The organism is Alsobacter sp. KACC 23698 (assembly GCF_045348435.1).
Classification (GTDB): domain Bacteria; phylum Pseudomonadota; class Alphaproteobacteria; order Rhizobiales; family Beijerinckiaceae; genus Alsobacter.
On the sequence record NZ_CP157484.1, the window covers coordinates 3099272 to 3121808 of the forward strand.

Genomic DNA, 22537 nt, shown 5'->3' on the forward strand with positions numbered 1-22537 from the left:
GCCGCCTGGGCGGGCGGCCTACTCCGCCCGGCCGGTCATCTGGGCGCGGCCCGTCAGCTGCGCGCGGCCGGTCAGTTGCGCCCGCCCCGTCAGCTGGGCCCGGCCGGTCAGCTGGGCGCGCGCCGTGACGCCGTCGTCGGAGAGCTCCGGCGTGAGCAGGATGTCGGCGAGCGTCCCGGCGACGCTGTCGAGCCGCACGGAATGGTCTGTCTTGTCATGCGCCCACATCGTGACGTTGTTGGCGAAGACGTCGCTCTTCAGCTCGATGCCGACGATGCCGAGGTCGATCGGATCCTGGCCGGGCGTGACGGCCTTTCCGTCGCCGTGCACCTTGAAGATGCTGGGCGCGGCGAGCTTGTAATACTGGCCCTCGAAGCTGAACCCGTAGATGCGGGCCAGGACGGCGCCGCCCTTGGCGCTCTCTCCCTCGACTTTCAGGTCGGTCATCTTGCGCCCGAACAGGCGGATCACCGAACTGGCCATCAAGGTCTCATTCAAATCCGCCATGCGCCCCTCCTCTGCTCGCGTCCAAGCCGTCCCGACCGCCCCCGGGGCCGTCGCCCTGATTCCACCGTGACGGCGCAGCGTGGACCGGACTCCCGCCAGCGTGTGTGAAGCAGATCACACTCACGCCGGACGTCGATGCTCGGCCCGGATGATCTGGCCCAGTCCGGCGGCGTGCAGGCTTTCATGGTGGCGGCCCGGCAGGCAGCACGCCACGCGGCGCAGCGCCCGCACCCGCCCGACCTGCTCGGCGAAGGGAACGCCGGCCCTGTAGGTTTGCGCCCGGGCCAGCAGGCTCCGCGCCGCCGCGCGATGGGTCGGTTCCGGCTCGATCCCGCGCCAGCGCAGGTTCTCCGCCAGCATGTCGGCCGCGTAGGGCGAGACCAGCTCGGCCGCGACGTCCAGCAGGACGCCGGCGACGCGCCCGAAGGTGAGATCCTCGATCTCGACCCGGTTCAGCATTTCGCCCAGCACGCGGCCCAAGGCGTCGCGGGCGTCGAGGAGCGCCGCGCGAAAATCGCCCCGCAGGCTCTCCAGCCGGGTCCCGAATGCGGCCGCGAGCGCGTCCATCGCCTGGTCGACCTCGTCCCGGTCCCACCCGCGGGCATCGAGGTCGGGCCCGATCACCCCTTCGGACACCAGGTTGTCCTGGTAGAGGTCGATCAGGAAGTCGAACAGCGCGCCGGTCAGCGGCTGGGCCAGCGCATGGGCGTTGCGGCCGCGTCCCGTGGGGTCGATCCACTCGCCGTCCGGCCCGATCCGCAGGTCGGCGACGTCGCTGATGCGGGTCAGGTTGTCGGCGATGCGGATCTGCTGCGCTCCCGAGAGCTCGCCGATGCGGTTGCTGTCGTTGAGCACGTAGAGATTGCCGTTGGTCTGCGTCAGCACATGCGAGACCACCGCCTGGAAATGCAGGGACGTCAGCATGGCCGTGAGGTCGGAGACCGACTCGTGGAAGGCCAGGAAGTCCGGCGTCACGCGCCCCGATTCGGGCGTGCCCAGTTCGGCGAACAGCACCGTGTGGCCGGTCTCGTGGGCGACGACGTCGAGATTGAGGCAGAACAGCCGCAGCTCGCCCTCGTCGTTCACCTGGCGCCCCATCTCCATGAAGCCCGGCCCGGACTGCGCGTTGGCCCATGCGACCAGCGGCGTCAGCTCGACCCGCTCGTCGCCGACCAGGTCCAGCCAGCGCACCGGGTGGCCGAGATACTTTTCCCAGACGTCGAGGGTCAGGCGCACGCAGCCATAGAGATGCGCTTGCAGGAATTGCTGGGTGTCGACCGGGATGGAGGCGAAGTCGCCATGGGCGTCCGGCCAGGCCGGGGGCCGAACCGGCCCGCGATAGGGCGGCGTCGAGATCGGCGGGTCGTAGGGCGCCTTGTCGATGGCGTCGACCACCACGAGCCGCTGGTCCGACGGGCCGGGCCCGACCGTGCCGGCGAGCGGCGACACCTCGATCAGCTCCGGCTCCGGATAGGCGTCGGTCGCCTGAGGAAACAACCGGAACAGCGTGCCCCGCATCTCAGCCCCCGTCCGCCCCGCCCGGCGTTTGGCCGCCAGCGCGTTCGAGATGGTACATTCTCCACAGGGCGCGCGCAAAGGCCTGCTCGCTGGGATAACACAGGCGCTCCGCCGCCTCGGCGAGCGGCTCCACAGCGAGCCCCGAATCGTCGATCAGGCCGCGCCGCTCGGCGATGGCGCGCAGCTGGCGCGACTCCGCAGCCGGGACCGGCGGCGCCCCGGCCAGGAGCGCCGCGCGCCGCCGCGCGCCCCCCAGCGCCGTCGCGAAGTCTCCCGCGATGCGCAGGTGGTCGATCGCCTCGCGCGGACCCGCCGGCGTGACATGGACGCCTCCTCGGCGCGCCACGCGATCGAAGAGCGCGGTCAGCCCCGCCTCGTCGAGGCCGTTTTCCGCCATCCAGCCGAGCAGCGCCGCGCGCGAATCCAGCCCGCGCCGCCGCCGCCACTCGTCGAAGACGACGCGGGCCTCTCGGCCTGACGCCCCGTCGCGCCCGGCCGCCCGGCACAGGCCGGCCCAGCGCTCGGGATCGAGTTGCAGGTCGTCGACGACGAGCGCCTCGTCCGGCGTGAGCGCGGCCGCGCGGCGAGCGGCCTCGTCCGCCACGAAGGCCTCCCAGACGCCCGAGCGCTGGAAGACGAAGCCGGGCGGCGCGGGCGTCTGGCCGCTCGCCAGCCAGGCCTCCATTCGAGCGATGAGCGCGACGGCGTCGCGTCGTTTCTGGGACTCAAAGGAGGCCCGCCACCAGGCCTGGAGCCGGGCCGCGGCGACGTCGGTCAGCACGCCCGCCTCCAGGACGGCGTCGGCGCTGCGCTCGCCATAGGGCAGCTCGCGCAGCCGCGCGGCCAGCCGGTCGCGGTCTGCGGGGCCGATCGCGCCCGCCGCCTCGGCCTCCGCCAGGCCCTGCCGCAGGTCGACCAGCGCATCGCTCAGCCGCAGGAACCCCGTCTCCGGCGGCCCGTGCAGCACCGCGACCTCGTCGTCGTTCTCGAAGTCGTCCCCGAACGGCGCGTAGCGCCCGGCCGCGAAGCCCTCGAACACGCGGCCGACCCCGACCATGCCGAAATCCTGCAGCTCGCAGGCGCGCAGCGCCCCCATGCTGGCCGCGCCGAACACCGCGACGCCCTGCGATATCGCCCACAGGATCTCGCGGTGCCACACGGACGGGACCTGGTGGAAATAGCCGTCCACGAGGCCCACCGCGCGCGGCCGATGGTCCAGCACCGCGCGGTAGAGGTCCCCCTGGGCGGCCGGCGGAAGCACGCGAAGGCGTGTCATGTCCCGGGCCTCCTCGGCCGCCAGGGTCGGCCCCAGGAAGATGAGCCCGCTCATGCGCCGGCGCCTCCGCCTGGCGGTCCCGCCCGAAGCCGCTCCCGCGCCGCGCGCTCGCCGCCCGGCCGCCCGGGCTCCTCGCCGGTGAGCGGCGATTCCAGCCCCGGCGCGATCGCCCGCACCACAGGCAGGCCCAGATCGGCGCGGGTGAGGTCGACATAAAGCACGCGGCCGATCCCCGCGCAGGCCAGCCGGTCGACCGCGACCTCCAGGTCGCCGGCCACGCTGTCGGTCGAAAGGTCCGGCCTGGCGTCCGGCGGGGCGCTGGCCGGCCCCTCCATCCAGAGCCGGCTGGCGCGGCGGCGGTGGGTGCGCGCCGCCTCCTCGTAGAGGGCGGGCGCGAAGTCGTCGCGCGCTCCCGCGATCCAGGTGGTGCGCGCCTGCGCGGCCTCGGTGAGGGCCCGCGTCATCGCGACGGCCGGGCTCGGATGGCACCCCGCTCCGATCTCCGGATCGGTGGCGGTCGCCGCCATGTCCGTCGCGAGGCACAGATAGGCCGGCAGCCCGACGTCGGACGTCGCGTCCCAGAGTCGGACGGCCACGCCGGCCGCCGCGAAGCGCTCCAGCAGCCAGCGGCAGCCCGGATCGCGGATCGCGGCGAGGTCGAGCGACGGCTCGCGATGGCCGCCGCGCACCCGCCACAGCGACACGGCGTCCCGCTCCACCAGCTCGTAGAGGCCATGCGCGAGCGCCTCGGCGACGCTGTTGCCGGAGGCCAGCCCGTTGGTGTGGGCCTCGAAGAAGCGCCCCGCGCGATCTCCCGCAGCGGGGGTGTAGTCGGCCGACACGACCTCGAGGGGGACCAGCGCTTCGGCCCCCGTGACGACGTCGCGCGCCGCGATCCAGGGGATGGGCTGGTCGGCGTCGAACGCCCTGTCGAGCGCAAGGCCGCGCCAGACGCAGTCGAAGCCGGCGGCCTCCAGGTCGCGCGCCCGCGCCATCCGGCACGGCTGCAGCACCGTTTCGGCGTGGAAGGTCTCGCAGGCTTCCATGAAGGCGGAGGTCTTGGCCGCCGCCAGGGTCAGGCCCTTGCCCTGGAACACGGCGATGGAGCGGGAGTTCGGGCGCGCCGCAAAGCACACCGGGATCCCCAGCGTGTCGAGGCCGGTGATCACGCCCACGCGGGTGACGCCCATGCGCCGCGCCAGCGGAGCGAAGCGGGCGTAGGTCTCCTCCGGGCTGCGCAGGCGATGCGCCCCGGCCGTGTAGGCCTTGGCGTGCGCGACGTCCGCCGGGAGCCCCGCGAGACGCCGCGCCGCGCTCACGCGCTGGCTCCGTCGAGGACGAGGTCCGCGTCGCCGATCTCCGCCGGGCTTAGGCCCGCGGTCACGGCGGCCACGAACGCGTGCGCGGCCTGGACGTCCGCCTTGGCCCGCCACTCGGGCGGTCCGTCCAGATAGGGGCCAAGCAGCGCCGCCGCCGCGTCCCGGTCGCCCAGCGCCAGCCGGAGCCGGGCGAGGCTGAGCGCCGCGCGCACCGCCAGCGCCCGCGCGGCCTGCGCCTCGGCGAGATCCAGCGCCTCGCGCAAGACGGCTTCGGCCTGCGCCGCTCCCGCGCCGGTGCGCTTCAGCAGCTCGCCGATGCGGCGCAGCACCTCCGGCATCCAGATGCGGAGCCCGGCCGCCTGCGCGACCTCGCGCATGGATTCCAGCTCGGCCAGGCCCTCCTGCGGGCGGCCGCACAGCTCGAGGATCTCGGCCAGCATGCAGGTGTAGATCGGGAAGTCCTCGGAGGTGCCGCTCTCCTTTTGCTGCGCCAGTCCCTCCGTCAGCATGGCGAGGCCGGTCTCGGGGTCGCCGCCCAGCGCCGTGGTCCAGCCGAGGAAGATGCGTCCCTTGGACAGGTGGTCGGAGAAGCCCTTCTCCTCCGCGAGCCTCAGCATGGTCGTGGCGCGTTCGCGCACCGCCGGGATGTCGCGCCGGTAGGCGCTGTGCATGACGGCGATGTCGATGCAATGGCTGTAGCTGCCGTCGTGGTCGAGTTCGGCCGCCCACGCCATGGCGAGGCGCTCCTGCTCGACGGCCTTCTCCGGCGCGCCCTGCAGCCAGTAGACGAGGGCCCGCTCGCCCAGCGCGCACACCTTGGCGTCGTGATTGCCATAAAGGGTGGCGTGGTGGCGGTAGTCGCCGGCCTCGTAGATGGCCAGCCCCTTCTCGATGTGCTCGCAGCAGGCGCCGAACTGGGCCAGACCGAAATAGCTGCCCCAGCCGCAATGATGCGCCTGCAGCAGCAGTTCGGCGTCGGAACGGGCCCTGGCGCGCTGAAGCAGCGCCTCGAACCGCCGCGTCTTGTCGTTGTAGTCCTCCGACATGCGCCACCAGCCCCAGTAGACCGGGTAGTGCGAGCGCGATTCGGGCAGCTTCTGGCAGGTCTGGTAGGCGCTGGTGTAGACGTCCTCGACCTCCAGCGAGCCCGGCCCCTTCAGCGAGATCAGGGCCGGCCCGAGCAGGACCAGCACCTTCAGGCGCTGCTCCAGATGCTCCGGCTCATCGGGCAGATGCCCCAGGGCCTCCAGGCAGCGCTGCAGCTGGTTGACCGCCTCCGCCAGGGCCGAGCGCTTGAGGCTGCGCTCCGCCGCGCTGAGCCAGCAGGCGACCGCCGGCTCGAACAGGCAGGCCTCGGTGAGATGGTGAGCCACCATCTCGGGCTGCTCACGTTCGACCTGCGGGGTGATGCGCCGGATCTCCTGGGCCGCGATGGCGTGCAGGTGGCGCCGGCGGTCCCGCAGCAGGGTGCGATAGGCCGCGTCCTGCACTAGCGCGTGCTTGAAGCTGTAGACGGGCTCGCCCTGGTCCTCGTCCTCGAAGAGCAGGCCGGAGGACAATAGCGCCCCGAGCCCGGCGCGCAGGTCGGCGACCTCGGTCGCGGCCACGGCCTCCAGCAGCGAGCGCCGGAAGGAGCGGCCCAGCACGGCGCCGATCTGGGCCAGCGTCTTGCCTTCGCCGGCCTGGTCCAGGCGCGCCACCAGGATCTCGTGCAGCGAGTCCGGGATGGCCGGCATCGTGGGCGCGACGAAGCGCCCGGCGTCGGCGGCGTCCTCCACGGCGTCCAGCACCGTGCTGGTGAACTCCTCCAGGAACAGCGGAATGCCGTCCGTCTTGCTGACGATCTGCGCCTCGAACACGGGATCGAGCCGCCGCTCGCCCAGCACCGTCCGGATCAGTTCGCGGGCGTGTTCGGGCAGCAGGCGCCCCTGCCGGATCACCGGCAACCCCGACTGCTCGATCCACTCCGCCTGCTCGTCGTCGCGGCAGGTGACGATCAGCATGATGCGGCGTCCGGCGATCCGCGGGATGGCGTGCTCCAGCAGGTCCAGCGAGGTCGGGTCCAGCCAGTGCAGGTCCTCCACGACGATCAGCAGCGGCGTGACGTCGGCGTGGCGCTGCATCTGGTCGCCCAGCAGGGCGAAGATCTGGTCGCGGACCTGCCGGGGCGTGAGATCCGGATCCAGCGTATGGTCGAGCGGGATCGAGAGCAGGTCGGCCAGGACGGTGGCGCCCTCGCGCCTCTCGTCGTCGTCGCCCCGGATCAGCATCTCCAGCTTGCGCCGGCGGGCCGCAGCGTCGTCGCCCCGTCGGATGGAGGCCGATCGGGTCAGGAATTCGATGACCGGGTAGAGCGGGCTCTGGGTCGCGAAGGGGCTGGCCGTATAGCGGTGCACCTCCGCCTCGACGCCCTCGACGGCCTGCGCGAAATGCTCCACCACGCGCGACTTGCCGATGCCGGCCTCGCCCACGATCACCAGGCCGCCGCCCTCGCCGACGAGGCACCGCCTCCAGCGCGTGCGGATCAGCTCGAGCTCGGCCGCGCGGTTGACGAGCGGGATGGCGCGGCGCCCCCGGCGAGCCCGGAGCCGGTTGGGCACGCGCCGTTCTCCGCGCACCCGCCACAGCGCCGTCTCCGACGAGAACCCCTTGAAGATCTGGCGGCCCAGGAACTCGCAGGCGAAGACGCCGCGCACAAGCCTGCAGGTGCTCTCCGCCAGCAGCACCTCGTCCGGATGGGCGGCGGAGTGGATGCGGGCCGCGAGGTTGGGCGTCGAACCCACGATCTCCTGGCGCTCGGGACCGCCCGGACTGAACATGTCGCCCACGATGACGACGCCGGTCGTCAGGCCGATCCGCGCCTGCAGCCGGGTCCCGTCGACGGTCGGGATGTCGCCCAGCCCCCGGGTGATGTCCAGCGCGGCGCGCACGGCGCGCTCCGCGTCGTTCTCATGCCCGATCGGATAGCCGAAATAACAGAGAATGCCATCCCCGATGAACCGCGCGACGAAGCCCTCGTAGCGGTTCACGACCTGGGTGCAGAACGCCCTGTAAGCCTGGATGATCGCGAGATAATCTTCCGTCTCCAGCCGGTTCGACAGCTGCGTGGATCCGACCAGGTCGCAAAACATCACGGTGAGGTGGCGCCGCTCCGTGACGCTCTCCGGCTGCAGCTCCGGATGCACCGCGGCGGCTTGGTCCGCCCCGCCGATGGCGGCCGCGGCGCGCAGGAGGCGCTTGCGCTGGCCCAAGGTGAGGCCGAGGTCCTTGAGGTCGTTCTCGGTGATGTCGCCCAGGGTGTCGAACCCGACGTCCTGGGCCGCCAGGAGGGGCGTGAGCTCGGCGAGGCCGATGCGCTCGAGCCATTCCGCGAACGATGTCAAAGGCTCGGACACTCTGGCGGGACTCGGTCTCGGGGCCCTCCAAGGATGCCTCCCGAAGACCCCCGCCGCAAGTCCGAGCATGCTGCAGCGCCCAAGCTTTTTGCGCAACGCAACACAACCTGTGCAGGTCGAGGCCGGCTTCGTCGCAAGGCCGTCATCCCGCGCCGGTGGTTTCGGCCGCCTTGACCCTCTGCAGGAGCGACGTGACGGCGGCGCCGGCCGCCGCGCTGTCGACGTGTTCGCCCAGCGCCTGCACCGAGACCATGGAGTTGGCGAACTCGATGCCGAGCTCCGGGAACGCCCGCACCATCCTCTTCACGGCCTCGCGCTGGATGTAGGAGGGCTTGCCTGGCCGGACGGTGAACTTGAAGCGCATGATCAGGGCGTTGTCGGCGACGTCGGCGACCCCCTGCAGCTTGAGCGGCGCGAGAAACTCGTCCTTCATCTCCGGATCATCCAGCATCTCCTGGCCGATCTTCTTCACGGTCTTGCGCAGCTTCTCCACGTCCGTGTCGCGGGCGAAGCGCAGGTTGAATTTCACCGTCGTCCAGTCCCGGCTGAAATTGGTGATCTGGCCGAGCTGCCCGAACGGGATGGTGTGCACCTGCCCGTTCTGGTGCCGCAGCCGGATGGAGCGCAGGGTGAAGCCCTCGACCGTGCCCTTGGCCTTGCCGCAGTCGATGTATTCGCCCACCCGGAAGGCGTCGTCGGCGAGGTAGAACACGCCGGAGACGATGTCGCGCACCAACGTCTGGCTGCCGAAGGAGAGCGCCAGCCCGAACACCGACGCGCCGGCGATCAGGGGCGTGATGTTGACGCCCCATTCGGACAGGACGACGAGCAGCGCGATCACCCCGATGAAGGCCAGCAGCGCCGTTCGCATCAGCGGCATCAGGGTGGCGACGCGCGACGCCGCCGCCGCGTGCTCGTCCTCCTCGGCGGGCCCGCCCGGACCCTGCGTCGTCTCGTAGCGGCGCGTGTAGAAGCCCACCAGCTCGAAGCCGACATAGGCCATGAAGAGCGTCAGCCCGGCCGTCAGGGACGACCGGGTCAGGGCCCGCCAGCCCTTGGCGTCGACGAGGCCCAGCACGTCGACGATCCAGGTCTGGGCGATCAGCACGCCCGCCGCGATCAGGACGGCGACGGTGAGGCAGCGCGCCAGCAAGCCGAACGCGGCTTCCCGTGAGGTGTGGGCGGCCCGGCGCTCGACGGCCTCCACCAGCGTGCGGAACAGGATGACGCTGAGCACGGCGTTGAGCGTGAACAGCATCGCCGCCGGAATGGCGGGCTTGCGCAGCACCGCCCCATAGACCTGCGCGCCGCACAGCGCGACGAAGAACGGAACCGCGATCGCCAGCCAATGGCGGCCGAGCGTCTGTCCGGCGCCGCTCGCGCCGGCCAGGCCCACGAACCAGCCCGCGACGGCGCGGCGGCTGGCGACGCTGACCCAGAGGAACACCCCGAGCAGCGCCAGGTTCTGGACGATCTGGCCCGCCGCGACGGCGTCCTGCGGCGCCTGCAGCGCGACCGCCACGCGCAGCGCGATGCGCCCCGCCAGGATCAGCAGCACGATGGCCGAGACTCGCGTATAGACGGCGTGCGCGTCCTCGTCCGACATCGCCGCCAGTCTCGCCTGCGGGGTCGCGGGCCGCAGCACGATCCTGAACGCCAGCATGTAGAGCCGCCAGGCGAACGCCGCCGACAGCAGGGCGGCGCCCAGGCGGGCCTGCCCGTCCGACCCGGCGAACCAGAGCCCGGACAGGACGCCCGCCGCGGCCCACACCGTGGCGAGGCCGACCAGGTCGAGGAGCGCCAGACCGGCGAGGCGGGCGAGGCCGCCCCGGCCCGCCTCGGCGGCGGCGCCGCTGACGAGCCTGGCCCTGAACGGCGCGAGCGCCGCGGCGACGGCCCGCTCCGACCCGATGGCGAGGCCGAGCGCCACGACCGCCATGGCGATGAACGACCAGAGCCCTCTGCCCCCCTGGGCCGACCTGTCCAGGGCGGCCGGAAGCGCGCGATAGGCGCCGATCAGATCCGGGAACGCGCGCATCACCGCGCCGGCGCGCTCGGCGAAGGCGGCCGCCTCCTGCGCCAGCACGCCGTCCTCGCTCGCGCTCGCGGCGGGCGCGGCCACAGACGCGGGAGTAGAGGACGCCGCGGGCGTCGCGCCGGGCGCGGGCTCCTCGCGCAGCCGCTTGGCCACGGCCCGGCTGATGGCGTCCACCAGCCCGTCATACTGCTCCTGCGTGAAGCCCTGCGGCAGGGAGGGCGGCGTCTGCGCCTGCGCCATCGCGCCGGCTGACGCCGACAGCCCCAGCAGTCCGCAGACTCCGAGGCAGGCGACCAGATATCGGAACGGGTTCACGCGCGGGCCCCCTGCCCCTCCGATGCTTCAACGGGGCTCGGAGCTTCCCCGGGACGGCGATGACGAGCGGCCTAGTAGCGCCGGACCCGCACCGCGCGGACCGGCGGCCTGCGGGCCACGACGGCCCCGCGCGGCCCGACGCACCCGGCGCGGTAATAGCCCCGCGCGCAGGTCACCGCTCCCGCCTCCGTGGTCGTCGCCGGCAGGATCAGCACGCTGCCCAGCACGCTGAGCGCGAGGCTCAGACCCATCGATGCGGCGATCCAGACGATTTTCATGGCCCACTCCCGATTGCGCTCCCATGAGGGCGCATCCGGCAGGCTGCTCCCGCCGTACGATCCGGCCTATGCGATTTCGGCAGATCGCCGCCTTGCCCGCGGCCCTCACCGCTCGGTGATGAGCCTCACGGGCGCGCCCAGGAGGGTGACCGGCAGCGACACGATCGCGCCGAGCGACGTCCCCAGCGCGGCCTGCGAGCGGGCCGGCCCTGCGCCGCCGACGCCTCGCTGCAGCACGAGATGCATCTCGGGCGCGACCTGCGCCAGTTTTGCGAATTTGTCGTGCCCGGTGGAATCGCCCGACTTCAGATCCGTGAGGTCCACCACGACAGCGCCCAGCGCGGCCAGTTCGGCCTCGTTGGCGTCGTCCCCGACGCGGCTCTCTCCGCCGGCGATGAAGCGCGACGCCCCGAGCGCCTTGTCGTCGCGGGACAGGATGATGAAAAACGGCTTCTGCGGCTTGCCGAACCGCCGCATCTGCGACTTGAAGACGTCCACGTCGATGTCCGGGGCGGCGAGATACACCGTGCCGAGCTTCTCCATCGGCGGGATCCGCCCGGAGATCTTGATCTGCCGCAGCGCCTCCACGGTGACCCAGTTGCCCATCGAGTGCGCCAGGATGTTCACCTGCTCGGCGTTGCTGGCGAAGACCAGCCGGATGGTGCGCTCCAGGTCGTCGCGCGCCGTCGTGGCGCTGTTGGTGTCGTAGACATACTGGCCGAGCTTGCCGCGCGAGGCCCAGGTGAACAGCACCGGCACGCCGGGCGCCTTCGCATCATGCACGACCTGGGCGAAGCGGTAGACGCCCTCCGCGAACAGCGTGTTGTAGCCGTGGATGAACAGCAGCACGTTGCGCTTGCCGGGCGGCCGCAACGCCAGCTGGGCGTTCAGGGCCGTGACGAAGGCCTTCTCCTCGTTCAGGTAGGAGGCGCTGCGCACCGTGAACTCCGTGCGCGGGTCGCCGGGGGCGGCCGAGGGCCACTCGACCTCGCCAGGCGCATGCCGGGGCGGGACGACCACCTCGACCCTGGCGAAATCCAGCGGCGCGGCGCGCTCGCCGTTGAACAGCGTCCCCGGCCGCTCGTCGCGGCTGCGCGTGGTGGCGACCAGGAGCGTATGGGCGCTGGCGCCGGGATCGACGCTGGCGACGGGCGTCAGGAAGCCCGACTCCGGCCGCGTCCCGCAGGCGGCGGTCGAAAGAGCGATGGCCGCCAGAGCGCAGCGCAGCGTGGTGCGGACGCCGTCGCGGCCCCAGGCGCGCAGGACGCGCGAGATGGGGCGCCGCGCCCCGGCGGTCAGGTCACAGAGCGGGTTCATCCGCCTCGACTGCACGGTCCGCCGCCGACCGGCTATGCGATTTCGGCCGACCGCCCGCCGAAAGGGCGCGCTGACCTGACGCTTATCAATGCGGGCGCGCAACGGCGCTGCAACCATGCCATGACGACACGATGTCACGGTGGGTGCAGTGCCGAGCGCGGTGACCAGCTTCAGCGATCCTTACGCCTATCACGACGCCATCCACGCCGCGCAGGTCAAGGCGGTCTTCATCGGCGACGGCGACTTCCGGGCGACGCTGGCCAGCGTCGATCTGGACGGGCTCACGCTGCAGAGCGGCTCGGAGAACCTGCCGCGCACCTTCGCGTTCCTGGCCCCGCAAGACCAGGCGTCGATCTTCTTCCTGGCCGACGAGCATCAGTCTCCGCTCCAGAACAACGGCGCCGCGCTGTCGCCCGGCGAACTCGTGGCGTTTCGGCCCGGCACCTTCAACTCCCAGCAGACCGCCGGCCCCTGCGACTGGGCGAGCCTGGCGCTCGCCCCGGACCGCCTCGACGAGGTCTTCCGCGCGGTGACCGGCCGCGACCCGCCGTCCTGGCCCGAAACCCACATCCTGCGCCCGCCGCCCTCCTCCTGGCTGCGGCTGATGCGGCTGCACGCGACGGTGATGCGCCTCGCCAGGGTGGCCCCGCAGGCGTTGTCCGACGCCGGGATCGCCCGGGGACTGCAGAGCGGCGTCGAGCACGCGCTGGCGCTCTGCCTGGACGAGGCGGCGCCCGTCCGCACCAGCCTGGCGCGCGGACATCACCGCATGGTGGTGCGTCGGCTCGAGGAGGCCGCCGAGATGGCGCCGGACCGGCCGCTCTATCTGAGCGAGGTCTGCGCCGCCATCGGCGTGCCCGAGCGCACGCTGCGGGTCAGCTGCCAGGAGCAGCTCGGCATGGGTCCCATCCGCTATCTGTGGCTTCGCCGCATGAACCTCGCGCACCGCGCGCTGCGGCGGGCCGACCCGGCCAGCACGAGCGTGACGGCGGTCGCCACCGACCACGGCTTCTGGGAGCTGGGGCGCTTCTCGGTGGCCTACCGCAAGCTCTACGGGCGGTCCCCCTCCGCCACCCTCCAGCATCGCTCCTGAGGCGGCGGCGACGGTTCCCCGTCCGGGCTCGCCATAGCATGGAGAAGGGCCGCTCGACAGGACCCTCCCCCATGCCCGCATCCGCCCGCCACGACCACCAGGAGATCCGGCAAGCCGTCCGCGCCCTCTGCGCCGGGTTCCCGCCCGAGTATCACCGCAAGGTCGACCAGGACCGCGCCTATCCGCAGGACTTCGTCGAGGCGCTCACCCGCGCGGGGTGGGCCCCCTCAGACGGAGCGCATCAGCCCGCCGTCCACCCTGATGTTCTGGCCGGTAATGTAGCCCGCGCCCGGCGAGGCCAGGAAGGCCACGGTGGCGGCGATCTCCTCGCTCGTGCCGTAGCGCTGCATGGGAACGCCCTGGCGGCGCTCCTCCGTCTGCGGGAGGCTGTCGATCCAGCCGGGCAGGACGTTGTTCATGCGCACGTTCTGCGGCGCGTACTGGTCCGCGAAGAGCTTGGTGAAGGCGGCGAGGCCGGCGCGGAACACGGCCGAGGTGGGAAACATCGGGCTCGGCTCGAACGCCCATGCGGTCGAGATGTTGATGATCGCGCCGCCGCCCTGGGCGGCCATGACCGGCGTCACCAGCCGCGTGGCCCTGACCACGTTGAGGAAATACACCTCCATGCCGCGTCGCCAATCCTCGTCGCTGATCTCCAGGAGCGGCGCGCGCGGCCCGTGGCCGGCGCTGTTGACGAGCACGTCGACGCGGCCCCACCGCTCGACCGTCTGGTCGACGAGGCGCTTCAGGTCGTCGGGGGATTGGTTCGACCCGGTGACGCCGAGGCCGCCCAGTTCGGCCGCGAGCGCCTCGCCCTTTCCGGACGAGGACAGGATCGCGACCTTGCATCCTTCGGCCGCCAGCTTGCGCGCGGCCGCCGCGCCCATGCCGCTTCCGCCTGCGGCCACGATCGCCACCCTGACCGGGGTTCCGTTCTCACGCGTGTCCATGGCTGGGTCTCCTGGCCTCCCCCTGTCGGGGCCGAGCGCCCGTCATTCCACGCGCCGCGCGAGCCTGCAAGGCGCGCATGCGAAGGCGGCCGCCGGGCGCGCGGCGACGGCTGCAAGGCCCAGCCCCCGGCTGAAGCTCAGGCGGTCATTCCAGGCGCTCGTCCGCCAGCGGATCCTGGGATCCCTTCTCGTATTTGAACGAGACCCTGACCTTGGTGCGATACGCCTCGATCCGCCCGCCTTCGTCGATCAGCATGTCCTGCTCGACGACTTCCGCGACGCGCAGGTCTCGCAGCGACGCCGCCGCCCGTTCGACGGCGGCCTTGGCCGCCTTTTCCCAGCTTTCCGAGCTGGACCCGATGAGTTCGATGACCTTGTAGACGCTCTCGGCCATGGTCTCCTCCCGTCGAAGGCGAGACCGGATGGTACTCCTCCGGCCGGCCCGGCACGAGCGCCTTGGCCGGCCTGCTCAGTGAAACGTGGGACGCGCCTGCGCCTCGCAGCTGAACCGCAGGGGCTCGCCGCGCCCATCCGACACCTCGATGCGCCACCCCTGAGGGGCGGGATCCTCGTCCATCCCGAGGAACCACTCATATTCGGCGAGCGCCGCGCAGAGCGCCTCGTCATCGTCGGGGAACGCCCGCTCGGCGCCGAGCCAGGCGCAGCGCTCGTCCCGGTACAGTGCGATGGTGTAAAGGGGCATGTCGCCCTCCCCTGCGATCCTGTCCGCAGAGTGCGCTCCCGGCGGCGCGGATTCCGTGCGTGACCACACCCGCCAGCCACACCCCGGTCTCCATGCCGGTCAGGACAGGCCGGCCCGGTCGAGCCCGAAGATCTTGTCGGCCGCACCCGGCTCGGCGCGGAACGCCACGCTGGCGCGGTTCCAGGCGTTGATGGTCATGACCACGAAGGTCAGGTCCGCCAGCTCCTTCTCGGTGAACTGGTCCCGCGCCATCCCGTAGAGGTCGTCGGGCACTCCGTGCGGCGGCAACTGGGTCAGCGCTTCCGTCCAGGCGAGCGCGGCGCGCTCCCGCGGCGAGAACAGGGGCGATTCGCGCCAGACGGCGACGTGGTGGAGCCGCAGCTCGCGCTCGCCGTGGATCTTCGCCTGCTTGACGTGCATGTCGACGCAGAAGGCGCAGCCATTGAGCTGTGACGCGCGGATCTCGACCAGGCTGACCAGGGTCGGGTCGAGCGCCTTCTTGGCCGACGTCGAGAGGTCGGAGAGCGCCTTGAAAAGGTCGGGGGACAGCTTCGCGTAGTTGAGGCGCAGGGTCATCGTCGTCTCCATGGTGACAGGGCCGTCCGGCCCTTGCGACGCGTCAGTCGACCGTCGGCGCCCCCAGGACGAGATCGCGGGCCGCGATGTGACATCGCCGCCGCCGCTCCGGCCACGGCGCCTCGCAGCGCCCCGGCTCGTCGCGCCATGCTGACGGACTGAAACACATGGCGATGACGCGACGGAGAGCAGCCGCGGGCCGTGGTCCGTAAGGCTACGGACTGCACATTCTACGGATGCCGTCTGGAGAATAGCAGCGTAGACCCAGGGCGCCGGCGAGGCGTCGCGCTCATCGATCGCGCTGCGGCCCGCTCCGGTCCTGCCATTCCCCCCAACGCGCCGGCAGGGCGCTGCTCGGAGGCCTCGATGGCCAACACCGCCCGCCGCCTCGTCGCGGCCGCCGCGGCGACGATGGTCGCCGCTCCCACCCTCGCCGAAGCCCATGTGAAGTGGTTCGCCCCCTACATCGTCGGGGCCGCCCCGCGTCCCGTGTCGGCCACCCTGCACGACGTCTGGTTCTGGACCGCGATCGTCCTGGTCACCGTATTCTTCGCGGCGACCCGCGCCATCGAACGCACGCGCGTCGGCGAAGCCGTGCTCGCCGGATTCGACCGCGTGTTCGACCCGCTCTGGTCCCGCGCCGACGATTTCATGCGCGTGACGACCGGCGCGTTCTTCGTCGCCATCTTCGCGGTCGGCGGCGTCTACCTGACGCCCGATCTGAAGACGCCCGCCGAATGGGTCTCCTGGGCGCAGCTCCTGATCGCCGCCGGCGTCTTCTCCCGCCGGACCATGCCGCTCTCCGCGGCCGGCATCGTCGCCCTGTGGGCGCTCGCCTTGCGTGACTACGACCTCTTCCATTTGCTCGACTACCTGGCCCTTGGCCTCGCCGTCGCGGCCTATCTCGTGCTGGAGGCGTCCTCGAACGAGGACTGGCGCAAGCACCGCTTCGAGGTCCTGCGCTGGGGCGTGGCGATCGCGCTGATGTGGTCCAGCCTGGAGAAGTTCGCCTACCCTGAGTGGTTCTACCCGCTCGTGGCGGAGAAGCCGTTCCTCACCTTCGGCATCCCGCGCGATGCGTTCATCCCGATGGCCGGGGTCGCCGAGTTCACGCTGGGCTTCGCCTTCCTGTGGACGCCGCTGGTGCGGCGGCTCTCCGCCGTGTCGCTGTTCGTCATCTTCAACGCGGCCGTCTATCCCTTCGGCCGGATCGACATGGTCGGCCACGCGCTGATCATGGCCATCATCGTCCTGATCGCCGCCGACCACACGCGCGAGATCCACTTCGCGCCGGCGCTGAAGCGGCGGGTGGCCGCGATCCCCGTCGCCCTGGCGGCGGCCCTCGTCCTGTTCGTCGCCGGCTACTGGGGATCCCACATCGCCCTCTACGGAGCCGCGGGCCGGACCGACGCTCCCGCCCTGACGACGACGCACACGCACGACCCGCAGCGCCCGCATCTGGGGCCGGAAGCCCACGTTACGACCGGTTCGTCGCTCTTGCGATAGGACGCGCCGCAGCCCGCGCGCGCTGGTCGATCTCTACTTGATGGTCAGCGCGGGCGGCTCGTCGTCTTGCGGGCCGACGAGCGACTGGAAGCGCTTCAGCACGTCGTCCGTGGACAACGCCGCGGGAGCAGGCCCACCGCTCGGGGCGCCGAGCCCATGGACGAGCGGCGGATCGGCGATCTCCGGCTTGGCTTGCAGCGACCCGGAATCTCCAAACGAGCGCGGCGAGGCTGCGATCGCAGGAACCGGGTCGCGGAGTTCGGCCCGGACCCCTATTCGTTCGTCCGAGACCGGCCGAGGACGACCACCATGAACCAGCCTGCGATCAACCGGACCATGACGCCCCTGGAATGGGCGATGCTTCTGGCCCTGTCGGTGCTGTGGGGCGGATCGTTCTTCTTCACGGGCGTGGCCGTCAAGGAGCTCCCTCCCCTCACCATCGTGGTCCTGCGCGTGGGCGTGGCTGCCGTGTTGCTCCTCGTGCTGCTGCGGATCCTGGGGATCAAGATGCCGTCCGAACTCCGGATCTGGGTCGCGTTCGCCGGCATGGGACTCTTGAACAACGTGCTCCCCTTCTGCCTCATCGTGTGGGGGCAGACGCACATCGCGAGCGGGCTCGCGTCGATCATGAACGCGACGACCCCGCTGTTCACGGTGGTCGTGGCCCATGTCCTCACGCCGGACGAGACGATGACGGGCGATCGTCTCGCCGGAGTCCTCCTCGGTCTCGTGGGCGTAGCCGTCATGATCGGACCGGAGGCGCTCACCGGAGGAGGCGCGAACGTGGTTGGGCAGCTGGCCTGCCTGGGGGCGGCCCTATCCTACGCGTTCGCAGGCGTGTTCGGCCGCCGCTTCAAGCGGATGGGCGTTCCGCCGATGGCGACCGCAACAGGCCAGGTCACCGCTTCGACCGTGATGCTGTTGCCCGTCGCGTTGTTGGTCGACCGCCCCTGGAGCCTTGCCGCGCCCAGCGCCTCTGCCTGGCTCGCGATCGGCGCCATCGCCGCGCTGTCCACCGCAGTGGCCTATGTCCTGTATTTTCGGATCCTCGCCACGGCCGGCGCGACCAACCTGCTGCTCGTCACGTTCCTCATTCCGGTCAGCGCCATCCTGCTCGGCACGCTCGTGCTGGGCGAACGCCTCGACCCCAAGCACGTCGTCGGGATGGCCCTCATCGGCGCCGGGTTGGCCGCCATCGACGGGCGCCTTCTCAAACTCGCCCGTCCGAGAGGCCCCGACCGCCCCGTTCCGGCGGAGCGGGTCCCGCCGGACGTCTTCAAGGGGCAGGATATCTGAACCCGTCCACGACGCCGCGAGGAGCATGGCCTGAACTCCGACGCCCATGGGCCGGCCGACGTCGCTTAGGGTGCGTGTCGTGCACCGCCGTTCGAACGGACAGATCGGCGCCCCGAGCGCCACGGCTCATCCTGACATCAACAGGACGCCCGCCGCGGCCAACGCCGTCGCGATCGCGAGGTGTCGCGTGATGGTGGCCCTGCTCGCCTTCGCGCGGATCGTCAGCCATGCGTCCCCGACCGCCATGACGACGGCCGCGAATGCCGCCGCGCCCAGGCGGCGCATGCCACCGTTCGCCAGGAGGATCATGATGACCCATCCGACGAACAGCGCCCGCAATCCGTAGACCTGAACGAGCGGCGCATCCCCCTCGTCCGACAGCGGCAGCCCGAGATAGGTCGCGAAGCGAACGGGCGCCGCCAGCGCCCGAAACGCAACGACGACGACGTGGCGCGGCTGGCGGCCCTGCGCGCCGGATTGGGCGTGAGCGTCACGCAAGCCGAAATCGCCAAGCGTGACGGGCTGGTGCGGATTTGCCCCGACCAAAGAAAGGTCGGCCGCGTCAGGACCGTGTTCGATGCGCTGGTGGCAGCCCTTGTCGTAGCCGCTGTCGCGGCCGCTCCACCGCGCGCTCAGTCCGTCAAGACAGGGCTCCGCCGGGCGCGGTCGTGAACAGGTCGCGAAGCCATCGGTGCCCCTCGTCATTCTGGGCGCGGGCATGCCAGGACAGCACGATCCTGAATCGCGCGGAGGCGAACGGCAAAGGGAAGAGGTCGAGCTCTCGCGTCATCGTGCGGGCGAGCCCTTCCGGCAGCACAGCGACGAGATCCGAGGAGACGACGAGCGGCGCGGCCAGCAGGAAGCTCGGCAGCGACGCAACGACGCGGCGGCTTCGCCCCAGCGCCTTGAGGGTCGTGTCGGTCGCGCCGACGAACCCGCCGCCGTCCGGAGAGACGAGAACATGGTCGAGCGCGCAAAAAGCGTCGAGGTCGGGCGCTGCCGAACCGCGCGGATGTCCCTTGCGCTGGACCATCACGACGCCTTCCTCGCCCAGAATGCGCGAACGCGCCTCGGGGGGCGTCAGGCGCTCGGACGCGACGAGCACATCGACCTTGTCATCCTCCATGACGCGCCATTCGCGCCCGACCTCCTGCGGAAGCATCGCCATCCGGACCGCTGGAGCAAGCGGCGCCGCCGCGCTGAGGACGGGCAGCGTGAAAAGCCGGTGCATGTAGTCCGTCGCCATGACGCGGAAGACCCGGTCCGATACGGCCGGCTCGAAACGCCGGCGCTCGCGCACCAGAGCGCCGAGATCCTTGAGCAGGCGACCCAGCGGCTCCTCCAGATCCGCAGCGCGCGCCGTGGGAACCATGCGCCGGCCGCTTTGAACCAGCAGCGGGTCATCGAAGAGATCGCGCAGGCGCGCCAACTGCGCCGACATGGCAGGCTGGCTGAGCCCGAGCCGGTCGGCGGCGCGCGTCACGCTCCGCTCCGTCAGCAGCGCCTGCAACGCCACGAGCAGTCCAAGGTCAGCCGGTCTGATATCCATCATATCGATGAATATCATACGAAGCATCGATTTCACAGATACGGTCAGCACGGCTAGACCTGCCCGCCAGTCGCATCCACCGCACAGGAGATCCACATGTCGGACGCAAAAACCCTCGCCATCGTCGGCTATGGCCCAGGCATCGGCGCGGCCGTCGCCCGCCGCTTCGCCCAAGCAGGATACCGAGTCCTCGGCCTGTCCCGCCGGGCGGACGGTCCCGCCGGCGCTGTCGAGCTCCGTCAGGCGGACGCGTCGGATCCGTCATCCCTATCGGCGGCCCTCTCGGGCGAGCGGGTGGACGCGCTCGTCTTCAACGCCTACCGGATGACGCCTGCCGCCGGCCCGAGCGACCTGACCCCCGAGGACCTGATGGCCGACATGCAGGTCAACCTCGCCGGCGCGCTGGCGTCCGTCCGCGCCGTTCTCCCCGGCATGCGGACGCGCGGGACCGGCGCGATCCTGTTCACCGGAGGAGGCCTCGCCTTTGATCCCACGGGATGGCTCGCAGCCGCTTCGCTCGCGGCCGGCAAGGCCGCGCTGCGCAACTTCGCCCAGGCGCTCAATGCCGAGCTGGCGCCCCAGGGCATCCACGCCGGGACCGTCACGGTCGCCGGCATGGTCCAGCCCGGCACGCCGTTCGACCCCGACCACATCGCCGACGCCTTCTGGGACCTCGCACAGGATCAGCCTGGCCACTTCAGGGCGGACATCGTGTTCAAAGGCAAGGGCGTCTAGGCGAGCGCTGGCGCGCTGGCGGCGCGCTTCACGAGCAGCGCCCGATCGACGCCACGCTGTTCCACCGGACGACGCGGCGGGTGGACCTGACGGAGGCGGGCTCACGGGACAGGGCCCGCGCCGCGAATCGCCGGAGCGCGACCCCGGCGTCGCTCGCCCACGGCGAGCGGCGGATGTCCTTCGACTTGAGGATGACGACGAATTCGGCCGGAAGAGTCAGAAATGGCGGAGACGGAGGGAGTGTCTGACATGGGGTGGACAATCCCTTTCCGCGCCTTAAGTCTTTGCAGACATTCGTGATTGCTGGGGTATACCGTGTGGGGTATCGTGTGGGGTATCGCATCCTGAGTGATCTGCTATGAGCCGCTACATCGAACGACGACGCCTGACCTACTACGCAGTCGTTGAGGTGCCCCCTAGCCTCCGAGAGAAGGTTGGCAAGAAGAGGCTCATCCGATCCTTGGAGACCAGAGACCTTGCTGTGGCTCGGGACAGGCGCTGGCAGGTGGTAGCCGAACTCAAGAGGGAGATTGAGGACGCCCGGAAGGGGCCGTCGGAGGCTCACGGGGCGCACCCCACCCCACGGCAACGGCGCGAACCTCTTACGGAGGACCGGCGAAGGCTCATCCAAGAAGGCCTGGATTGGCGTGAAGCACTGGCCAAGGGCAGCGAGACGGGCGATCCCGATGACCCTACGTCCTACGCCTTCGATGATCGCGTTGACGCCGTGAGAGACGAACTCGGACATGAGGCCGCTGGCGTTCTCACGGTCGTGGCAACCGGTCAGGGAACACCTCTCAAGACCTACCTCGACGCGTGGGTGATGGAGCGCCGCTTCAAGGCCCGCACTGCTGGTGACCGGCTCCGCGCACTTGATCGGCTGGAGGCGTGGGGTGTCAGTACCATCGAAGAGGTCACGCGGAAGCGTGCGGGTCAGTATGTCTCATACATGATGACCCATCGCGACAAGACATGGACGGGAGACCACGCGACCCTAGTCAAGTACATTTCAGCGTTGTCCTCATACTGGCAGTTCCTGATCAACAAGGGGCATGTAGAGATCAACCCATGGCAAAATCAGACGCCTCCCAGGCCCAGAGCATCTGCTTTAGATCACGACCTCGACACAGACGAGCGCGCCTTCAGTGAAGAAGAGATGATCAAGCTGCTGAAGGGGACTACGGTCCCTCTCCTGCGAGATGCCATGCGGATCGGCGCGCTGAGCGGGGCGCGGTTGGATGCGATCATCAGCTTGAAGGTCAAGGACTGCCAGGGCGGCTTCCTCCGGTTCAAGCCTCAGAAGGGTGAGAAGAAGGCCCGACTGGTACCGCTCCACCCCGACCTCGTGGCACTGGTCCAGCAACGGGTCAGTGGGAAGGACGACACATCCTTTATCTTCGATGAGGTTGAGACGCCCCCGCCCGGCTCCCAGCGAGAACGTTCCATGCCCGTGTCGAAGAGGTTCGGAAGGTACCTGCGGGCTCTTGGCCTTGAGGTGATCGTGCCCGGGAAGCGTAGGAGCCTCACCAACTTCCACAGCTTCCGCCGATGGTTCGCCACCCAAGCCGAGCGGGCGGGCCAATCCGGGGACACCATAGCCTCGGTGCTTGGCCACAAGCGCGGCACCATCACGCTTGATGATTACTCGGATGGGCCAGGAGCGGTCCTGATGAGAGCCTGTGTGGAGGCGGTACGCTTACCCGCACACACGACTGAAGCGACGTCCTCTGAGTAGCCAGGCGGCTCAGAGTGCCCTCAGTGGGCTTCTCCGGGCTTCCTGCAGGATAACTCAAGCCGCTCTTACGCCAGCCCCTCAGGGCCGCTCTTCTCGTACTTGAACGACACCCTCACCTTGGTCCGGTAGGCCTCGATCCGTCCGCCTCCGTCGATCAGCACGTCCTGCTCAACCACCTCCGCGACCCGGAGGTCACGCAGGGAGACCGCTGCACGTTCAACGGCGGCTTTGGCAGCCTCCTCCCAGCTCTCTGTGCTGGACCCGATGAGTTCGATGACCTTGTAGACGCTCTCGGCCATGGTCTCCTCCCCGCTATGGGTCGAGATGCGATGATAAGCCTCTCGAAGTTGCCACGCGAGCTGGATAAGCGTTGCCCTTAGGCATCGCAGGTCGGCTTCTGCGGGGTCCTGGTCCTTCTGGGCTGTTCACAC

The 22537-nt window shown here is 70.6% G+C and carries 20 protein-coding genes; 5 read left to right on the forward strand and 15 right to left on the reverse strand.

What is annotated here, in order from left to right; translation table 11 throughout:
- Positions 1-18 precede the first annotated feature (18 nt).
- The 8 genes from ABEG18_RS14540 to ABEG18_RS14575 all read right to left on the reverse strand — a co-directional run bounded on the left by ABEG18_RS14540 (position 19) and on the right by ABEG18_RS14575 (position 11963).
- The gene (locus ABEG18_RS14540) at positions 19-507 is read right to left on the reverse strand and encodes a hypothetical protein (RefSeq protein ID WP_406853771.1); all 489 of its coding nucleotides are present in this window, start codon (positions 505-507) and stop codon (positions 19-21) included.
- Positions 508-627: 120 nt separating this feature from the next.
- Positions 628-2025: a hypothetical protein gene (locus tag ABEG18_RS14545; RefSeq protein WP_406853772.1), complete on the reverse strand. Its 1398-nt coding sequence runs from the start codon at positions 2023-2025 to the stop codon at positions 628-630.
- 1 nt (position 2026) lies between these two features.
- Positions 2027-3355 (reverse strand): TfuA-like protein, encoded by a 1329-nt coding sequence (locus tag ABEG18_RS14550; RefSeq protein WP_406853773.1) that lies wholly within the window; start codon positions 3353-3355, stop codon positions 2027-2029.
- Complete coding sequence (locus ABEG18_RS14555; RefSeq protein ID WP_406853774.1) at positions 3352-4620, reverse strand: YcaO-like family protein; 1269 nt, start codon at positions 4618-4620, stop codon at positions 3352-3354. The genes ABEG18_RS14550 and ABEG18_RS14555 overlap by 4 nt, the downstream gene beginning before the upstream one ends.
- Positions 4617-8015, reverse strand: coding sequence for an AAA family ATPase (locus tag ABEG18_RS14560; RefSeq protein WP_406853775.1), 3399 nt, complete (start codon positions 8013-8015; stop codon positions 4617-4619). The genes ABEG18_RS14555 and ABEG18_RS14560 overlap by 4 nt, the downstream gene beginning before the upstream one ends.
- 142 nt (positions 8016-8157) lie before the next feature.
- Positions 8158-10368: a mechanosensitive ion channel family protein gene (locus ABEG18_RS14565; protein WP_406853776.1), complete on the reverse strand. Its 2211-nt coding sequence runs from the start codon at positions 10366-10368 to the stop codon at positions 8158-8160.
- Positions 10369-10439: 71 nt separating this feature from the next.
- Positions 10440-10646 carry a hypothetical protein gene (locus ABEG18_RS14570; RefSeq protein WP_406853777.1) on the reverse strand — a complete coding sequence of 69 codons (207 nt, stop codon included), beginning with the start codon at positions 10644-10646 and terminating at the stop codon, positions 10440-10442.
- Between the two features lie 105 nt (positions 10647-10751).
- Entirely contained in the window at positions 10752-11963 is a 1212-nt protein-coding gene (locus ABEG18_RS14575; RefSeq protein WP_406853778.1) for an alpha/beta hydrolase, read from the reverse strand.
- A 160-nt stretch (positions 11964-12123) separates the two neighbouring features.
- Between ABEG18_RS14575 and ABEG18_RS14580 the strand changes: the two genes are divergently transcribed.
- A complete protein-coding gene (locus ABEG18_RS14580; RefSeq protein WP_406853779.1) occupies positions 12124-13056 on the forward strand; it encodes a helix-turn-helix transcriptional regulator in 933 nt (310 codons plus the stop codon).
- A gap of 227 nt (positions 13057-13283) precedes the next feature.
- On the opposite strand, the gene ABEG18_RS14585 is transcribed toward ABEG18_RS14580, so the two are convergent.
- The 4 genes from ABEG18_RS14585 to ABEG18_RS14600 form a co-directional block, all read right to left on the reverse strand.
- Positions 13284-14006, reverse strand: a complete 723-nt coding sequence (locus ABEG18_RS14585) for an SDR family oxidoreductase (protein ID WP_406853780.1) — start codon at positions 14004-14006, stop codon at positions 13284-13286.
- Between the two features lie 145 nt (positions 14007-14151).
- Positions 14152-14400: a dodecin family protein gene (locus ABEG18_RS14590; RefSeq protein WP_406853781.1), complete on the reverse strand. Its 249-nt coding sequence runs from the start codon at positions 14398-14400 to the stop codon at positions 14152-14154.
- Between the two features lie 75 nt (positions 14401-14475).
- Positions 14476-14709, reverse strand: a complete 234-nt coding sequence (locus ABEG18_RS14595) for a hypothetical protein (protein ID WP_406853782.1) — start codon at positions 14707-14709, stop codon at positions 14476-14478.
- Positions 14710-14808: 99 nt separating this feature from the next.
- Positions 14809-15285, reverse strand: coding sequence for a carboxymuconolactone decarboxylase family protein (locus ABEG18_RS14600; RefSeq protein WP_406853783.1), 477 nt, complete (start codon positions 15283-15285; stop codon positions 14809-14811).
- Positions 15286-15651: 366 nt separating this feature from the next.
- On the opposite strand from ABEG18_RS14600, the gene ABEG18_RS14605 reads away from it, so the two are divergent.
- Complete coding sequence (locus ABEG18_RS14605) at positions 15652-16791, forward strand: hypothetical protein (RefSeq protein ID WP_406853784.1); 1140 nt, start codon at positions 15652-15654, stop codon at positions 16789-16791.
- A 309-nt stretch (positions 16792-17100) separates the two neighbouring features.
- Positions 17101-18087 carry a DMT family transporter gene (locus ABEG18_RS14610; protein ID WP_406858615.1) on the forward strand — a complete coding sequence of 329 codons (987 nt, stop codon included), beginning with the start codon at positions 17101-17103 and terminating at the stop codon, positions 18085-18087.
- 126 nt (positions 18088-18213) lie between these two features.
- On the opposite strand, the gene ABEG18_RS14615 is transcribed toward ABEG18_RS14610, so the two are convergent.
- Both ABEG18_RS14615 and ABEG18_RS14620 read right to left on the reverse strand, forming a co-directional pair.
- On the reverse strand, positions 18214-18792 hold the full coding sequence (locus tag ABEG18_RS14615; protein WP_406853785.1) for a DUF4267 domain-containing protein: 579 nt from the start codon (positions 18790-18792) through the stop codon (positions 18214-18216).
- Complete coding sequence (locus tag ABEG18_RS14620; RefSeq protein WP_406853786.1) at positions 18728-19687, reverse strand: LysR family transcriptional regulator; 960 nt, start codon at positions 19685-19687, stop codon at positions 18728-18730. The genes ABEG18_RS14615 and ABEG18_RS14620 overlap by 65 nt, the downstream gene beginning before the upstream one ends.
- A gap of 45 nt (positions 19688-19732) precedes the next feature.
- Here ABEG18_RS14620 and ABEG18_RS14625 point away from each other — a divergent pair, with 45 nt between their 5' ends.
- Both ABEG18_RS14625 and ABEG18_RS14630 read left to right on the forward strand, forming a co-directional pair.
- On the forward strand, positions 19733-20371 hold the full coding sequence (locus tag ABEG18_RS14625) for an SDR family oxidoreductase (protein WP_406853787.1): 639 nt from the start codon (positions 19733-19735) through the stop codon (positions 20369-20371).
- A gap of 358 nt (positions 20372-20729) precedes the next feature.
- Positions 20730-22106, forward strand: a complete 1377-nt coding sequence (locus ABEG18_RS14630) for a DUF6538 domain-containing protein (protein ID WP_406853788.1) — start codon at positions 20730-20732, stop codon at positions 22104-22106.
- Between the two features lie 65 nt (positions 22107-22171).
- Here ABEG18_RS14630 and ABEG18_RS14635 read toward each other — a convergent pair whose 3' ends face one another.
- A complete protein-coding gene (locus ABEG18_RS14635) occupies positions 22172-22405 on the reverse strand; it encodes a dodecin family protein (RefSeq protein ID WP_406853789.1) in 234 nt (77 codons plus the stop codon).
- Positions 22406-22537: the final 132 nt, after the last annotated feature.

What these genes read in the sequence shown, in the direction of transcription:
- ABEG18_RS14540 (WP_406853771.1), bottom strand. Translation starts at nt 507, where the DNA reads ATGGCGGATTTGAATGAGACCTTGATGGCCAGTTCGGTGATCCGCCTG.
- ABEG18_RS14545 (WP_406853772.1), bottom strand. Translation starts at nt 2,025, where the DNA reads ATGCGGGGCACGCTGTTCCGGTTGTTTCCTCAGGCGACCGACGCCTAT.
- ABEG18_RS14550 (WP_406853773.1), bottom strand. Translation starts at nt 3,355, where the DNA reads ATGAGCGGGCTCATCTTCCTGGGGCCGACCCTGGCGGCCGAGGAGGCC.
- ABEG18_RS14570 (WP_406853777.1), bottom strand. Translation starts at nt 10,646, where the DNA reads ATGAAAATCGTCTGGATCGCCGCATCGATGGGTCTGAGCCTCGCGCTC.
- ABEG18_RS14575 (WP_406853778.1), bottom strand. Translation starts at nt 11,963, where the DNA reads ATGAACCCGCTCTGTGACCTGACCGCCGGGGCGCGGCGCCCCATCTCG.
- ABEG18_RS14585 (WP_406853780.1), bottom strand. Translation starts at nt 14,006, where the DNA reads ATGGACACGCGTGAGAACGGAACCCCGGTCAGGGTGGCGATCGTGGCC.
- ABEG18_RS14590 (WP_406853781.1), bottom strand. Translation starts at nt 14,400, where the DNA reads ATGGCCGAGAGCGTCTACAAGGTCATCGAACTCATCGGGTCCAGCTCG.
- ABEG18_RS14595 (WP_406853782.1), bottom strand. Translation starts at nt 14,709, where the DNA reads ATGCCCCTTTACACCATCGCACTGTACCGGGACGAGCGCTGCGCCTGG.
- ABEG18_RS14600 (WP_406853783.1), bottom strand. Translation starts at nt 15,285, where the DNA reads ATGACCCTGCGCCTCAACTACGCGAAGCTGTCCCCCGACCTTTTCAAG.
- ABEG18_RS14605 (WP_406853784.1), top strand. Translation starts at nt 15,652, where the DNA reads ATGGCCAACACCGCCCGCCGCCTCGTCGCGGCCGCCGCGGCGACGATG.
- ABEG18_RS14610 (WP_406858615.1), top strand. Translation starts at nt 17,101, where the DNA reads ATGAACCAGCCTGCGATCAACCGGACCATGACGCCCCTGGAATGGGCG.
- ABEG18_RS14615 (WP_406853785.1), bottom strand. Translation starts at nt 18,792, where the DNA reads ATGACGAGGGGCACCGATGGCTTCGCGACCTGTTCACGACCGCGCCCG.
- ABEG18_RS14625 (WP_406853787.1), top strand. Translation starts at nt 19,733, where the DNA reads ATGTCGGACGCAAAAACCCTCGCCATCGTCGGCTATGGCCCAGGCATC.
- ABEG18_RS14630 (WP_406853788.1), top strand. Translation starts at nt 20,730, where the DNA reads ATGAGCCGCTACATCGAACGACGACGCCTGACCTACTACGCAGTCGTT.
- ABEG18_RS14635 (WP_406853789.1), bottom strand. Translation starts at nt 22,405, where the DNA reads ATGGCCGAGAGCGTCTACAAGGTCATCGAACTCATCGGGTCCAGCACA.